The following is a 15,797-nucleotide window of genomic DNA, read 5'->3' as shown; positions in this document are numbered from 1 at the left end:
AAATAGTAAATAAAGAGATGGCAAAAGAAATATTATTCAATATCGATGCCCGTGACCAATTGAAAAAAGGTGTCGATGCTTTGGCAAATGCAGTAAAAGTAACTCTGGGCCCGAAAGGACGTAACGTTATCATTGAGAAGAAATTCGGTGCTCCGCACATCACAAAAGACGGTGTGACAGTAGCAAAAGAAATCGAATTGGCAGATGCTTACCAGAACACTGGTGCACAGTTGGTAAAAGAAGTTGCTTCTAAGACAGGTGACGATGCCGGTGACGGTACAACTACTGCAACCGTTCTTGCACAAGCTATCGTAGCTGAAGGTTTGAAGAACGTAACTGCCGGTGCTAGCCCGATGGATATCAAACGTGGTATCGACAAGGCCGTTGCCAAAGTGGTAGAATCAATCAAGGATCAGGCTGAAACTGTAGGTGACAACTATGACAAGATTGAACAGGTTGCCACTGTATCTGCAAACAACGATCCGGTAATCGGTAAATTGATTGCTGACGCTATGCGTAAAGTTTCTAAAGACGGTGTGATTACTATCGAAGAAGCAAAAGGAACAGACACTACTATCGGTGTAGTAGAAGGTATGCAGTTCGACCGTGGTTATTTGTCTGCTTACTTCGTGACAAATACGGAAAAGATGGAATGTGAGATGGAGAAACCTTACATCCTGATCTATGACAAGAAGATTTCTAACCTGAAAGATTTCTTGCCTATCCTCGAACCTGCTGTACAGACTGGTCGTCCTTTGTTGGTAATTGCAGAAGATGTAGATAGCGAAGCATTGACTACATTGGTAGTAAACCGTCTGCGTTCTCAATTGAAGATCTGTGCTGTGAAAGCTCCGGGCTTCGGTGACCGTCGTAAAGAAATGCTGGAAGATATCGCTATCCTGACAGGTGGTGTTGTTATCAGCGAAGAAAAAGGTTTGAAACTGGAACAGGCTACCATCGAAATGTTGGGTACTGCTGACAAAGTTACAGTTACTAAAGACTATACAACTGTTGTAAACGGTGCAGGTAACAAAGACAGCATCAAGGAACGTTGCGAACAGATCAAAGCACAAATTGTAGCAACTAAGTCTGACTATGACCGTGAGAAATTGCAGGAACGTCTGGCTAAATTGTCAGGTGGTGTAGCTGTTCTCTATGTAGGTGCTGCTTCTGAAGTAGAAATGAAAGAAAAGAAAGACCGTGTGGACGATGCTTTGCGTGCAACTCGTGCTGCTATCGAAGAAGGTATCATCCCGGGTGGTGGTGTAGCTTATATCCGTGCTATTGATTCTTTGGAAGGAATGAAGGGTGATAATGCTGATGAAACAACTGGTATTGGTATCATCAAACGTGCCATCGAAGAACCGCTTCGCGAGATTGTTGCTAACGCTGGTAAAGAAGGTGCAGTAGTTGTTCAGAAAGTACGTGAAGGAAAAGGTGATTTCGGTTACAATGCCCGCACGGACGTTTACGAAAACTTGCACGCTGCCGGTGTAGTAGATCCTGCTAAGGTTGCTCGTGTAGCTTTGGAAAATGCAGCTTCTATCGCTGGTATGTTCCTGACTACTGAATGTGTAATTGTAGAAAAGAAGGAAGATAAGCCAGAAATGCCGATGGGCGCTCCCGGAATGGGAGGCATGGGCGGAATGATGTAATTCCGGCTTTCGCTGAATGAATATGAAAACGAGGGTGTCCGAAAAGGGTACCCTCGTTCTTTTTATTATCAATCTATTCTGCAAATTGATCTTTTCAAAACATCCTTGCTTTATATTTTGTTTGGTCAACGTATTCTTAGTAATGAGAATACTTCGTATATTTAGAATCAAATTTATTAATAAAAGTGAGATGTTGAAAGTATTAACATTTATGAAGCAGGTAGCTAACGGGCTACAGGTGGAGGGAAACTTCGGTACTGCACACGTTTATCGTAGCAGTCTGAATGCCATCATTGCTTATAGTGGGAAAGTGGACTTCACCTTTGATGAAGTGAGTCCGGAGTGGTTAAAGGGATTTGAAGTATATCTTCGCAGTCGTGGTTGCAGTTGGAACACCGTTTCCACTTATTTGCGCACGTTTCGTGCGGTTTACAATCGTGCCGTTGATCTTCGGAAAGCTTCTTATGTACCTCATCTGTTCCGTTCTGTTTATACCGGTACTCGTGCCGACCATAAACGTGCATTGGGCGATGAAGATATGAAAAAGGTATTTGCAAAATTGTCTCGTACGTCCGGTGTGCCATTAGCGGTATATCAGGCGCAAGAGTTATTTATTCTGATGTTTTCGCTTCGTGGTATGCCATTTGTGGATCTCGCTTATTTGCGTAAGAGTGATTTGCGTGATAACGTAATAACGTATCGCAGACGTAAGACAGGACGGCCATTGTCAGTGACATTGACTCCCGAAGCGATGATCCTGGTGAAGAAGTATATGAATCGTGATCCTTCTTCTCCTTATTTGTTTCCATTGTTGAAAAGCCGTGAAGGAACCAAAGAGGCGTATCGCGAATATCAGTTGGCATTGCGCAGCTTTAACCAACAGTTGATGTTGCTAGGTGAATTATTGGGATTATCCGATAAGTTGAGCTCGTACACCGCCCGCCATACCTGGGCTACGACAGCTTATTATTGTGAAATCCATCCGGGCATTATCTCCGAAGCGATGGGACATTCGTCTATCACCGTCACTGAAACCTATCTGAAACCTTTCCGAAGTAAGAAAATTGATGAAGCAAATAAACAAGTTCTTGACTTCGTGAAACGCTCTGTTGTAGGTGTAAGCGCTTGAAAATTATTCTGTTACTTTGTAGGTAACGGGAATGAATATCGGTGCAAATATGAGCATATTTCTTAAAACAACCAAACGAAATCACACATTTTTTCTAATAAAGCATTCAAAAGTAGAACTAGGACAAATAAAACACGCGGATTCTTTGTATTAGGGCTTTGTTAACTTCTAAATTTTGCAAAAGATTTCCTTCCCCTCTACTGCCTTTCAGAAGCAGGGGTAAAAAAATTTCATCACATTTGGTATCATTTTTCAGTATCGACTACTCCAGAAGAGCAGGCACAAAGGTTTCTCTGTTACCTACAAAGTAACGGGTTGTGCTATTATTGAAACTTAGTGTTTAATAATATATTATTAATGTAATTTTTAAGTAGTTATGAAAAGAAAATTTGTAAAAGTGATGTTCTTCGGGGCGTTGGCGCTTTCTACTGTCACCTATGTAGGTTGTAAGGACTATGATGATGACATAAAAAGTGTACAGGAACAAATTGACCAGATCAAGTCAAACAATCCTGTAAGCGTGGGAGACATGCAAACTGCCATTAATGTGGCTAAAAGTGCTTTGGAAAGTCAGTTGGCTGATTTAAAGACAAAATTGGAGAATAAGGATTCTCAAATTAAAGATTTGGGTCTGAAAATTACTGATTTGGAGGACAAATTGTCAAAGACTGCTGATAAGGCAACGGTCGACCAGCTGACAAAAGACTTGGCAACAGCTAAGAATGATTTAGAAGCACTGAAGAAACTTCAAAAGTCTGATATTGATGGTTTGACAGCAAGAATTGTAAAGCTGGAAGCCCTTAAAGAGGAATTGGATGGTTTAAAAGTCAATTTCGCTACAAAAGAAGAGCTGAAGAACTACGTTGAATCTGCAAAACTGTCAGGACTTATCAGTGATGAAATTGCCACAGCTTTGGGAGAAGATGGGGAGATTGCCGCTGCAATAAATGATGCTATTCAAACAAAGGTTCTTGCAGACTTTGGCAGTATGAAGGAAGTTGCTGCTCTTGCCGGAGAGGATGCAACTGTAGCAGATGTTATTAAAGAATTGTATGCTGCTATTAATGCTGATAAAACTGGTATCCTTGCTAAACTGACTGCGCTGGAAGACTATCAAACAGCATTGGAAGATAAAGCGGTAGAAAATGGTTTCGAGAGTGTAGAAGCCGTTATTGCAGAGGTGAAATCTCTTAAAACGACTCTTTCCGGTCTTTATGCAAGCGCAGAATTCAGTGAAAAAGTCAAGGCGATTGTTTCAGCAGAACTGACGACTGTAAATAGCCGTATAGATACGTTAGAAGATGACCTTGCAAAACTGGGTGTTGCTATTAAAGGTATGATTCAGAGTGTAGTATATATTCCTACAAGCATAGATCGTAGCGTAGATTTCTATACTTTGTATGCTAAGAAAACTTCAACCTCATCTTCTTATGTTGTTGCAGCGAAGAGTGCAGATGCAAAAGAATTGCAATTCCGTATTTCTCCGGCTTCTGCTGCTATGACATTGGAGGATTTCAATAAAAACTACGAAATCAAGTTAAATGCTGAAGAACGTAACTGGACTCGTGCTGCTGAACCGTTTGCCGTAGAAGTGAAGAACTGTGAAGCTGGTGTTCTTACAGTATCATTAACAACTTCAAGCGAAAAGAGCCATGCGATATCTTTGAATATTGTAAGTACAAAAGATGCGGAAGGTAAAGAAGGATTGACTCCGACAAATGTTAATTCTGATTATATCGCAGTGATACAGTCTAGTTATTATCTGAAGACTGCTTATTATGAGGTAGCAACAGAGAAAGCAGGCGAGATTATCTATGATGCTCCCCAACCGGTTGATTATTCAGGAGTTGGAACTTTGACGGTTTCATATACAACAACTGCAAGTGGAAGCACAGCATTTACAAAAACATTAGAAGAACTGAATGTAGAGAATATCTTTGCGACGACTTATAGCTTGACTGGAACAGATGCAAATCTATTTGAAGTTTCTACTGCAGGTAGCGTTAGTCTAAAAACATCCGGTCTGATTGCTTCTTTGGATAAAACTGCTAATGTTATGGCTAAAGTAACGGCTCCAGGTTTCTATTTGGAAACTAGTTCTGATAATCCTAAAAAGTTAGGAACTGTAAAAGTAACACGTACTATTGATGAACTTACACATGCGTATGCTTTGGTAGAACGTGACTGGACTAATGAAACAGCAGTTGCTGCAGAGGAGAGAGTAGTTCTAAATGTTGCTGACATTTATAACGATCCGGCTGTGAATATCCGCCCATCAGCTTATGAAAGTTTGAGTTTGGTTGAACTTCTTCCTACAGCAGGTATACGCTTAGAAAATGGTGCAAATAATGCCTTGACTTTAATCATTCCTAAAAATACAGCTGCTGGTGATTATACCGCAACAGCTAAGTTCGAAGGAGATGGCTATACGCTTGTTGTAAATGTTCCAGTTAAGATTAAGCCTATCACTTTGGCTAAATTGGCTAGAGTGTCGGAAATGTGGTCTTCAGATCAAACTCGTACAGGCTTTACTCCGACAAAAGATTCTGAGACAGCGGCTACTGCTATTACTTCCGAATTTAAGCTTGCTACTATATTCTCCAACTTTGATGCTGTTAAAGCTGCTGTTTTGGCTAAAGGTGGTACTTTCGTAATTACTACTAACATTACGGAAAATAGCATTGCTGGCGTTAGCTATGATGAAAACGAGGCTAAGTTTACGTTTGATAAAGATCTCTATACTGGTAAGATGACTGTTGGTGGTAAGACTGTACCTGCTGTAGTTAAGTTTACTATTAAAGCTAGCTATAATGGTAAAGTTGAGGATACGATTGAAGGTATTGTTGAAGTGAAAGATATTAGTGGAACTTGGGTTGCTCCGACTGCAACGACTCTTTCTTTATCTGATAAGTCTGTAGAATATAATGTTTCAACAGGTTTTGCTTGGAATGATTTGGCAGGTAAGACTATGTGGAAGGATGGTGCTGTGGTAGCAGGAACAGAAAGCAATGGATTTGCAAATTCAGTTACTAATCCTCTTGATATCTATGGTCTGGCAGCTCCTGTTTTTGAATTCAAAGAAGCAGCTGCGTCAACTTATCTGTCTCTTGATGATGCTACAGGAAAGGTGACCTTTACAGCAGAAGGTAAATCTCACCATTTCTACGAAGCTGTAACTTATACTGTAGAAGTAAAAGCTACATCTAAGTGGGGTACAATTAAGAATTATGAAGGAAAGAATACAATTACAGTAACTATTCCGGCAGAATAAGAAGAAAAATTGGAGAGTTGCTTCAAACCTCTTAATGCTTTATATAAGCAAAGGATTGTATTACAGTTGAAACTACTCCAAATTCAGAATAATAAAACCCTTCTTCACCTTGTGTGAAGAATACGCCGAGAAGAAACAGAGTGAAGGATTTGGCTTGTGAAAGTCAATCCTTCCAATTCTGTTCTTCTTATAGAAAGGGATACCTCCCTTATTTCCCACAGGTATCCCTTTTTTTTATTTCATAACATCTCCTTATTTGCACTAGAAACCAATTTGCTAGTCCCTTATTTCCCTATAGATTAAGGAGATGTTTTGAGAATATAGAAAGCCCGGGCTTGCGAAAGTACGGGCTTTTTCATTATTATTTATTTATCGGATTGAATATAATGGAAGTTCTCGTCATACAGTCCTACGAGCAGGCTTTGGCCTTTACCATCCACTTTCAGCCCGCCATATACGGCTTTTTGATAAAGAGTATCTTGTTCCTCTTCAAAGAAGAAAGACTCGGCACCGAGGAAGATCCGGTGACGTACTATTTTATATTTGATGACTAGCTCATTGTCGTTTACAGGCTCTAAAGCGTTTTGCAGCCGCACTATTTTTCCTACTTGATTACTGTCAATTTGAAGTATGGCATAACCGCGTATGGCAGTTTGTTGGTCTAGCAGATCTGATGAAGCTTCTTTGTAGCTAAGCCTCATATAGTCTCCTTGCATAAGAGAGCGGGGATCGACGGGAGCTAGCTGTAACAAAATCAACTGTCCGTCTTTCAAAGTTTGCTCTTTTTTATAAACCGACCAGTTGAAATATCCCAGTAGCAGTATCAGGTTTGCAATAATCAATATTCGGCTATACTTTTTCATGTCTTGTTCTTTTTTGAGTGAAGAAATACCAGGCTGTAATACATGCAATTCCGATGAAGAAAAGTGTCATGGATTTGGTGAGCAGGCTTAAATTCAGATCATAATAGTATTTGGAAACGGCATAGATAAAAAGAAGAAGCGAGGCAGCACACTCCGCTTTGTAGCCATAATGGAAACATATTAGAATCAGCAACAAACTGCCGGATAAATAAGGAGCAAACACGGTAGGCAGACAGATAACAATACAAAGAATATAGATACCAATCTGGTTCACCGGATGATCCACTTTCATGACCTGCATGATTCGTTGAACCATTATAAGAATACCGATCCATATACAAACAGACAGTATGCAGGATACAAGCCAGCTATTTGTTTCTGATATCAGATAATTGATTGATAATCCTCCCAGTGAGACGATACCGGATATGAATAATCCGAAATGAAATGGTTTGTATTTGGAAAAGTAATTCTCTGTTCCTATACATTCAAACAACTTAGTTTCAAAGATGTTGGCAAATAAAAATAGTGCAAGGATAGGAACTACAGCTATTTGCAAGGGATAAAACGAAGAAAAGACATGGGCGGCTTCTCCGAAGAAAGATATATTAAACAGAATGACTGAAAGAAAGGGGAGGATAAACCCTCTTGATAACAAGAATGTGAGAATACTGATTCCCATAAGTGTAGTGAAGAGGATATTAATGCTGGCATTTATACCAAAACCAATCAATACACACCCGGCTATGTATAAAGTGATGTTCATTGCATCCAGAAAAGACCGAATCACCATGCGGCTGATTGTTAGGGTAGTGAGAATTAATATACTTCCTACAATCAGGCAAGAAATATCGGAGCGGAGGATTCTGGCAAGTGCCAGAAATCCCAGAAAGAAAATAGCCGTCAGGATTCCTCCGATAATAGATACGGCTTGAATGGTGAGGTTATGCTTCTGTGCCATACCATTGCTTTTTTAGATGAAGAATGATGTAAATGAGTAAAGTTGTTCCGGTGATGACAATAACCCCTCCGTAGAAGAATATCTGAACATCCCTAAGACCGCTTTGTGATATGAATGTAGTCAATAGAATCATTAATGCAGCAAACGGAATGATAGCCAGATAGAACAGGCTTTTTACTTTCCATCCATACCAAAGTCCCGCAGAGAATAAAAGGAGGGTGCTTATGAGAGGAACAGACAATATGGCATTTTCTTCGCAGATTGCCATCATTAACAGAAAACTGGTATGTATAATAGTAGCCAGTGAAAGAAGACTGACAAACCAGCGATTGTTTCTGTCCAAATGACCTTTTACACTCATCCATTCCGTGATGATCGTTGTTAAGGCACATATCCAGGTTACTGCATTGGCCAGCAAAGTCATTTCCCAGGAGTTGGCACTGGCAATCTGTATATTGTACAACCATATCGTAGTACAAAGTAATCCGATGAACGTCAGCCATAACGGAGCGAAACGGATAGCAACCGCCCAGAGAATAGTGAAGAGAGTCCATCCCAGGAAAAGATCGTAAGCATCGGCTCCCGTTTGGTAGATTTGTCCGAAGACAGCGAAAAGCGTGCCTATCAGGAATGTAGCTCCGGTCAGGAGAATTTGTTTGACGAGCTTATTCCAATGCGTGAATGTAGCGAGCAGGACAGAAGCTACTAATAACACTTCTACTATTCCTAACTTTGCAAATTTGGGTAATTCCTCCCAGTTGTAGGCAAAGAAGAAGATAATTCCTGCCACTGTAAAACCAACGCCCACTGCCAATAAAAAAATAGAAAGGAATTGATTCCATTGTTTTTTATCTGCGTACAGCGCTTGTCGGGATAAAGGCGAAGAGTCGGTCTTTTCCATGTGTTTTTGCTTTTTGATGATTACAAACATAAGAAAATAAAATGATTATCACCTCAAGATAGACTATAAAAAGGTATGACTTACCTTATTGAAATTGACAATAATAGTAGGTCATACCTTGAGAGAGGTTATGAAAATATTCAAAATAGAATAACTTAAAATACCTCCCGTATATGCTTAAAGTTAGAATTGATTGTATCAATTACTTCTTGTGAACGACCGTTGATTAACAACTTATACATTGATTGTGCAAAGCCCACCATTTGACCGAATTCAATTTTGGGAGGCATGGCCAGTGCGTTCGGATCAGTCATGATATTAACAAGTACCGGACCGTCCAACTCAAATGCATTCAGTAAGGTAGTCAACACTTCTTCCGGATCACTGACATTAAATCCGGTCATTCCCATTGCTTCCGCCACTTGAGCAAAGTCTGGATTCAACATATTTGTCTGCCAGTCCGGCAATCCGTCCACTTCCATTTCCAACTTCACCATTCCCAATGAACGGTTGTTGAATACGATAATTTTAATTGGTAACTTATATTGTACAACGGTTTCCAAGTCTCCTAAAGTCATAGACAAGCCACCATCTCCGCAAAGCGCCACTACCTGGCGATCCGGATAAGCTAGTGCGGCACCGATGGCTTGCGGCAAAGCATTTGCCATAGAACCATGATTGAAAGAACCCAGCATGTGGCGTTTGCCTGTCGCTTGCAGATAACGTGCTCCCCACACACAAGTCATTCCCGTATCTACTGTGAACACAGCATCGTCCGAACTTAGTTTGTCTATTTCGGACATCACATATTCGGGATGAATCTTATTTACATCGCCTTTATCTTCCGTGTAAGCAGCCAGATCCTTCTTTACGCCTTCATATCTTTTGAGTTGTTTCAACAGGAACGAATCATCTGTCTTCGGATTCAGCATACGCAATAGACTTTGGATGCTCAGTTTAACATCACCGCAAAGTCCGATATCCACCTTTGCACGACGTCCCAGACGTTCGGGCTTTATATCAATCTGTGCTATCTTGATGTCATCCGGCAGGAAAGCGGAATAAGGAAAGTCTGTGCCGAGCATGAGAAGCACTTCGGCTTCATGCATACTGTAATAGCCCGACGGCATTCCCAGCAATCCGGTCATACCCACTTCATACGGATTTTCATATTGCACCTCCATCTTTCCTTTGAAAGTATATACCACCGGAGCGTTCAGCTTCTCGGAAAGAGCAATCACTTCCTCGTGAGCTCCCCGGCAACCGATGCCGCAGAAAAGAGTGATACGCGTATGTTTGTTTAACATGTCAGCTAATTGAGCCAGATCTTCTTCCGACGGACAAACTTCCGGTGGGGCAGGATAGTTGATAACCGACGAGTCGACAGCAACGGCAGAAGCCTTTGCCAAGTCACCCGGAAGCCCGATAACGGACACCCCTTTGCGGGTGACAGCCGTTTGTATGGCCGACTGGAGCATACGTGGAAATTGTGTGGGAGTAGTGGCTACTTCATTATAATAACTGCAATCGTTAAAAAGTTTGATGGTATTCGTCTCCTGAAAATATTCCGTACCGAACTCTCCGGTAGGAATTGTAGAGGCGATGGCGATTACCGGTGCGCCGGATCGGTGTGCGTCATACAAGCCGTTAATCAGATGAACATGTCCCGGCCCGCTACTTCCCGCGCAGCATCCCGGGCGACCGGTCAGTTGTGCTTCTGCCGCAGCGGCATACGCCCCTGTTTCTTCGTGGCGCACATGTATCCATTTTATTTGATCGTTTTTTCTGACTGCTTCGTTTACTTCATTCAGACTGTCGCCTGTTACGGCGTAGATGCGTTCAACTCCGGATTTTACCAGAGTATCTATCAACTGTTCTGCTATTTTTTTTGCCATAGCTGTAATTGGTTTAGGATTGATTTTTATGTAATAACAGATGGCTGCAAAGAAAAGTTCTAATTTAACATATGCTAATAACGCCTTTGTGTCGGGACACATCACCGCTTTTATGTTAAAATTAATTCTGTAACAACTTTTTAGTAAAGATGTATAAACAATTGCAATATCCTTTTGTTATCTTTATAGGCGAAATCTTAACCTAATGTATTAAACCTCTTAATTACTCTAGAAAAATGAACAGAAATGAAATCGGTGTGAATGCCGGTAAGGTTTGGCAACTGCTTAGCAATAATGAGAAGTGGAGCTATGGACTTTTGAAGAGAAAATCCGGGCTGAAAGATAAAGAGCTGGGTGCCGCTTTGGGGTGGTTGTCAAGAGAGAGCAAAATAGAGTTCGATCAGTGCGATGAAGAGCTTTATGTATATCTCTGTGTGAATGTTTATATTGGCTGAAAGAGTTTGACGCTTTAACGAGAACAGAAGAATCTCCGGAGGAATGACAGCATAGTCAGCACTTCGGAGATTCTCGTTTTTTATCCTTTTTCTGCTTTATGTATCTTCCTTTCAATGGATTTCCGGAAATAATTCTGTTACTTTGCATCACGAATTAAAATGCAAGAAACAATGAGAAGTTTTGCCTCCGACAATAATTCCGGTGTGCATCCGTTGGTAATGGAAGCATTGAACCGGGCTAATATAGACCATTCTTTAGGATATGGCAATGATAAATGGACAGAAGAAGCCGTAGCGAAAATAAAGGAAACCTTTACGCCCAACTGTGTCCCCTTGTTTGTATTTAACGGAACAGGTAGCAACGTGGTAGCATTGCAGCTGATGACCCGTCCGTATCATTCTATCTTTTGTGCGGAAACGGCTCATATCTATGTAGATGAATGCGGCTCTCCTGTGAAAATGACAGGTTGTCAGATTCGTCCGATTGCTACTCCCGACGGTAAGCTTACCCCGGAATTGATGCAACCCTATCTGCATGGTTTCGGCGATCAGCACCATTCGCAACCCAGAGCTCTCTATATTTCCCAATGTACCGAACTTGGCACCATCTATACTCCCGAAGAGTTAAAACGTCTGACTGACTTTGCCCATCTGAATGGTATGTATGTACACATGGATGGAGCCAGAATAGCCAATGCCTGTGCCGCCCTGAATCTTTCCCTTAAAGAACTGACAGTAGACTGCGGAGTCGATATTCTTAGTTTTGGCGGAACGAAGAACGGACTGATGATGGGAGAGTGCGTGATTGTATTTAATAAAGACCTGCAACCGGAAGCCCGTTTCATTCGTAAGCAATCCGCCCAGCTCGCTTCGAAGATGCGTTACCTCTCTTGCCAGTTTACAGCATACCTCACAGATAACCTCTGGCTGAAGAATGCCAACCATGCCAATGCAATGACTACCAAACTTTATGCTGAATTGAAGAAACTGCCCGAAGTAACTTTCACTCAAAAAGCCGAAAGTAACCAGTTATTCCTCACCATGCCCCGCCCGGTTATCGACCGCATGCTGGAGTCTTATTTCTTTTATTTCTGGAACGAAGAGAGGAATGAAATCCGTCTGGTAACTTCTTTTGATACGACAGAAGAAGATGTAGACGAGTTTATAAGAGTTCTAAGGTCATTGATCATCTCTTAACATTTCCGGTAGACTGTCTTGGATGGTATTTGGATTATCTAATTACACAAAATTAGTTCATACGTTTTTATAGCTAACTCTATGAATATAAAGATTATTGTGTATTTTTGCCAAAGAACCTTTTATCTTGATAGATATGAAAAACATTTTCATCGTTATAGCAGGGGGCATCATTTTGTTGTCAGCATGTGGTAAAGTCACAAATGATGTTGTAGAAATAGAACTGGCATGCACTATCAATACATTTGAAGCACCTGTCCATGCCATTTCTAAATCGGTGGGTAACTCCGGCAGATTATATGTCGGTTTGGAAAATGGTTCTATAGTGAAGATGGAAGGAGATAAACGGCACGTTTATTCAGGAGGAGACAAACGAATCATATACGATATTTGGGAACATAATAAGGACTCGTTGTTTATAGGGACAAGAGACGGTGGCTTAAAATTGATAACACTCAAAAATGATTCGTGTGTTAAATCGGAAGACTTCAATATCGAAAGTAAAGATTTGAATTATTCTGTGTATAGTATTGCCGAGGATAGTATCAACCGGATTCTTTATTTCGGAACCAGTAACGGATTATTCAAGATGGATCTGAAAAACAACCCCGGTTTGGTAATGCTCGAACGTGTGGAATTAGGAGATAAAAAACAGGATGGTATTCATAAAGTTTTATTTAGGGATAGCACCTTGTATGTGGCCGGAGATCCGGGGCTTTTTATCAGCAAATCCCCTTCTCGATTTTTTAATCCTATAAAAGGCGTCAGAGTCAATAATGTAATACTGGATAATGATACGATATATGCATTAACTCAAAATTCTATCGTCAAGATAGACAATCCTTACCAAACAAACGACTCTGTATATAAGACCATCGCTTCAGGAGAGTTCTACTCTTACAGTAAAACACCGGACAATGAAGAATGGCTTCTTTCCGGACGGAATGTATTTTTAAAGAAAAAAGGAATAACATATAAACATAAACTTCCTTCCGGCATAACTCCAAGTAGCAAACAGGTTGGTTTAATGGATAATGATTTCTATTATATTGCTTACAGGGAATTGTTGTTGGCATTTCCATTGAGACAAAATACACAGGGATTGGCAAGTAGTGTCATCGCAGTGAGCGACAGAACCGGCGGTGACGATAGGATCTATTTTATCACCAGCGATTTTAAATTGCATAAATATCGTTTCGATAATACCTCAAAAGACAAGTATAATTCCGAACCCATGGGACAACTAAAGGGATTGAATGTGCACGATGAAATAGTGAAATTTATACATACAGGTAGTAACGTTTTCTTTTTAGCAACGAAAAAGAATCTTTATAAGATAAAAGGGAATACTGCCGAGTGCATTGTGGATTTTAATAAAATGGACAATGATAATGATTTCAGTGCATTGTATTTCTCCCCTGATGAGCAGAAACTGTATATAGGGACGAGGCGATATCTGGGGAGCATTGCTTGTGGCAGTGGAAGAAAAGTACCATCTGAATACACCATTGAATCCATAGCCGATATGGATACCACCGATTTGTATGTAGTTGATATTTCAGGCAGGGATGACGGCATATATGTGGCTACATTGAATAAAGGGTTATTTCAGAAGACAGGAAAACAGGGAAAATTTGAGAAAATTTGGCATTCTGAAAAATATGGTAGCACATACGGGTTGGCAATAACTGGTAAAGAGGATTTGCTGTTGAATACATCGGAAGGCATTATTTATAACGATGACATCAAGACTTTGAGCTTTCTTGATAAAGCGGATATTAAGGCGATTTACAGAGTACATGAGGATAATTCCAGCGACGGAATCTTTATTCTGTATTATCATGGCATCCATTATCAAGGCCTGACACATAGCTTGATTGAAAAACGAGTTAGCCCCTTTCCTTTGTTCAGTGACATAGCTTTCAGTAAGGCCTGTATCGCAGTCAAAGGGGAAAGTTGTGTTTTGGGCAGTCGGTTAGGACTGTTCTTGTTTGACCAGTCTGCGTTATCTCCTATTACGATACAAGAAGAAAAAGACTATACTACCTTATATATTTTTATCATGGGGCTTTTGTTGCTTATTGGCGGAGCAGTAATATATTGTTTTTATATAAAGAAAAAGAAACAGCAATACAGAAGCAATAAGCTGATTGAATATATGGATGAAGTTAATGCGTTAAAGTCGCAAGTATCTCTTTTAGTGAAGAAAGAAGACAGAGAAGCACTTTTGATGAAATTTGATGATCTTATAGGCAAACTGCTCCTGCGAAAGCAAGGGGAATATATATCCGGTATTTTTGTCAGGGAAATGAAAGAGAATGTAAATGAGTTGAGAACCGAATTTTTCAAAAAGGCTTTGACCTTAAATGAATATATCGAAATGAGTTTGGAAGAAGTAGCTCAACGAATAGAAATAATGAAGAATCTGCCTAAAATAGAGAAAGAGGAACAGGAGAATTTATTGGAAGAAATCATCGAATATCAAAAAAGGATAAGTGTTGATGCCGAATATAAAACGATAAAGCATATTAACTCACTCAAACAGAAACTGTTGATATTGGAAAGAGATCTGGCGGACAATATGGTTTCTTGTCGCAATCGTATGGACGGAATGACAACAGCCGACATCGAGAAGGGTCTTGCAGAAGTAGAGCAACGTATAAAAAATATAATGAGCCTGCCTAAAATAAGAACAAATGAGCTTGAAAAATCATTGAAAAAGATTATTGAAGATAAAGACAAGATAAGAACAGATATCGAATATCAAACGACAACACAAATAGATAAACTCAAAGAGAAGCTATTAAAATTAGAAAATGGTTTGGCGGATTGCATAGCTCCCTATAGCCAAACTTTTTACGAACAGTATGCAGCTGTTGGGCATGAAGAGAAAATAAAATCCTTGAAGGAGAAAGTTGATGGAAGGCAATCCTCCAGGATGGTCAAAAAAGGATGCGATGACTTTGTCAATGCATATTCTCAACTAAGAAAATTGTCCTTTATGCAAAAAAAGAGAAGTGATATCCGCTTTTATGCTGCTGTATTATACTTTATACCAGATATAAAGGCTAGTACTATTTGTGCATCTTTGGGGCTGCAGGGTAAACAAAAAATCAACAATATACAAAAATTTAAAAATTGTGCACGTAAATGTATTGAAGAATTGTATAAGCAAGAACCTGTAATGCGAGAAGACAAAATTATAGGCTTATTGTATAGTCGGCTGGGAGGAGATAAAAAGTCAGATGATACCTCGTCCCTTAGTAACAATGCTCCGAAATCTGACAACGATTAGTAGTGAACTGCGCTAATTTGTCTCCTATTGCTAACTTTGACTACTTTGTTTCTGCACAGATTTGATTCTTTTCACCACAGAGGACACGGAGGGCACAGAGGTGAATTTGTTTTATGACTTATGGTTGTGAGCATAATTTTGATGCGTAATCCTCCTACCATAAAGTTGAAAAAAC

Annotated in this window: 10 protein-coding genes; 6 read left to right on the top strand and 4 right to left on the bottom strand. The window is 40.2% G+C overall.

Annotation, left to right across the window (positions count from 1 at the left end):
* The first annotated feature begins 17 nt into the window (after positions 1-17).
* The 3 genes from groL (at position 18) to Bovatus_RS09195 (ending at position 6,055) form a co-directional block, all read left to right on the top strand.
* Positions 18-1,655 carry a chaperonin GroEL gene (gene groL, locus Bovatus_RS09205; protein ID WP_004301061.1) on the top strand — a complete coding sequence of 546 codons (1,638 nt, stop codon included), beginning with the start codon at positions 18-20 and terminating at the stop codon, positions 1,653-1,655.
* A gap of 190 nt (positions 1,656-1,845) precedes the next feature.
* Entirely contained in the window at positions 1,846-2,784 is a 939-nt protein-coding gene (locus Bovatus_RS09200) for a tyrosine-type recombinase/integrase (protein WP_004307167.1), read from the top strand.
* A 376-nt stretch (positions 2,785-3,160) separates the two neighbouring features.
* Positions 3,161-6,055 carry a coiled-coil domain-containing protein gene (locus Bovatus_RS09195; RefSeq protein WP_004301059.1) on the top strand — a complete coding sequence of 965 codons (2,895 nt, stop codon included), beginning with the start codon at positions 3,161-3,163 and terminating at the stop codon, positions 6,053-6,055.
* A 365-nt stretch (positions 6,056-6,420) separates the two neighbouring features.
* Here the strand turns inward: Bovatus_RS09195 and Bovatus_RS09190 are convergent, their stop codons facing one another.
* The 4 genes from Bovatus_RS09190 to Bovatus_RS09175 all read right to left on the bottom strand — a co-directional run bounded on the left by Bovatus_RS09190 (position 6,421) and on the right by Bovatus_RS09175 (position 10,675).
* Positions 6,421-6,918: a GDYXXLXY domain-containing protein gene (locus Bovatus_RS09190; protein WP_004301057.1), complete on the bottom strand. Its 498-nt coding sequence runs from the start codon at positions 6,916-6,918 to the stop codon at positions 6,421-6,423.
* Positions 6,905-7,879, bottom strand: a complete 975-nt coding sequence (locus Bovatus_RS09185; RefSeq protein WP_004301056.1) for a DUF4401 domain-containing protein — start codon at positions 7,877-7,879, stop codon at positions 6,905-6,907. Before Bovatus_RS09185 ends, Bovatus_RS09190 begins: the two co-directional genes overlap by 14 nt.
* Complete coding sequence (locus tag Bovatus_RS09180) at positions 7,863-8,780, bottom strand: DUF2157 domain-containing protein (RefSeq protein ID WP_052588009.1); 918 nt, start codon at positions 8,778-8,780, stop codon at positions 7,863-7,865. Before Bovatus_RS09180 ends, Bovatus_RS09185 begins: the two co-directional genes overlap by 17 nt.
* A 155-nt stretch (positions 8,781-8,935) precedes the next feature.
* A complete protein-coding gene (locus Bovatus_RS09175; protein ID WP_032843878.1) occupies positions 8,936-10,675 on the bottom strand; it encodes a thiamine pyrophosphate-dependent enzyme in 1,740 nt (579 codons plus the stop codon).
* A gap of 236 nt (positions 10,676-10,911) precedes the next feature.
* On the opposite strand from Bovatus_RS09175, the gene Bovatus_RS09170 reads away from it, so the two are divergent.
* The 3 genes from Bovatus_RS09170 to Bovatus_RS09160 all read left to right on the top strand — a co-directional run bounded on the left by Bovatus_RS09170 (position 10,912) and on the right by Bovatus_RS09160 (position 15,622).
* Positions 10,912-11,130: a winged helix-turn-helix domain-containing protein gene (locus Bovatus_RS09170; protein WP_004301053.1), complete on the top strand. Its 219-nt coding sequence runs from the start codon at positions 10,912-10,914 to the stop codon at positions 11,128-11,130.
* A 171-nt stretch (positions 11,131-11,301) separates the two neighbouring features.
* The gene (locus tag Bovatus_RS09165) at positions 11,302-12,327 is read left to right on the top strand and encodes a threonine aldolase family protein (protein WP_052588011.1); all 1,026 of its coding nucleotides are present in this window, start codon (positions 11,302-11,304) and stop codon (positions 12,325-12,327) included.
* A gap of 136 nt (positions 12,328-12,463) precedes the next feature.
* Positions 12,464-15,622, top strand: a complete 3,159-nt coding sequence (locus tag Bovatus_RS09160) for a ligand-binding sensor domain-containing protein (protein ID WP_004301051.1) — start codon at positions 12,464-12,466, stop codon at positions 15,620-15,622.
* The last annotated feature ends 175 nt before the right edge of the window (positions 15,623-15,797 follow it).

This window comes from Bacteroides ovatus (genome assembly GCF_001314995.1).
Classification (GTDB): Bacteria; Bacteroidota; Bacteroidia; order Bacteroidales; family Bacteroidaceae; genus Bacteroides; species Bacteroides ovatus.
This window is presented reverse-complemented; position numbering and strand designations above follow the sequence as displayed.

Bases quoted from the DNA above. Each gene is read 5' to 3' on its own strand.
- Bovatus_RS09195 (WP_004301059.1), top strand. From the start codon at position 3,161: ATGAAAAGAAAATTTGTAAAAGTGATGTTCTTCGGGGCGTTGGCGCTT.
- Bovatus_RS09175 (WP_032843878.1), bottom strand. From the start codon at position 10,675: ATGGCAAAAAAAATAGCAGAACAGTTGATAGATACTCTGGTAAAATCC.
- Bovatus_RS09185 (WP_004301056.1), bottom strand. From the start codon at position 7,879: ATGGCACAGAAGCATAACCTCACCATTCAAGCCGTATCTATTATCGGA.
- Bovatus_RS09170 (WP_004301053.1), top strand. From the start codon at position 10,912: ATGAACAGAAATGAAATCGGTGTGAATGCCGGTAAGGTTTGGCAACTG.
- Bovatus_RS09180 (WP_052588009.1), bottom strand. From the start codon at position 8,780: ATGGAAAAGACCGACTCTTCGCCTTTATCCCGACAAGCGCTGTACGCA.
- Bovatus_RS09165 (WP_052588011.1), top strand. From the start codon at position 11,302: ATGAGAAGTTTTGCCTCCGACAATAATTCCGGTGTGCATCCGTTGGTA.
- Bovatus_RS09160 (WP_004301051.1), top strand. From the start codon at position 12,464: ATGAAAAACATTTTCATCGTTATAGCAGGGGGCATCATTTTGTTGTCA.
- groL (WP_004301061.1), top strand. From the start codon at position 18: ATGGCAAAAGAAATATTATTCAATATCGATGCCCGTGACCAATTGAAA.
- Bovatus_RS09190 (WP_004301057.1), bottom strand. From the start codon at position 6,918: ATGAAAAAGTATAGCCGAATATTGATTATTGCAAACCTGATACTGCTA.
- Bovatus_RS09200 (WP_004307167.1), top strand. From the start codon at position 1,846: ATGTTGAAAGTATTAACATTTATGAAGCAGGTAGCTAACGGGCTACAG.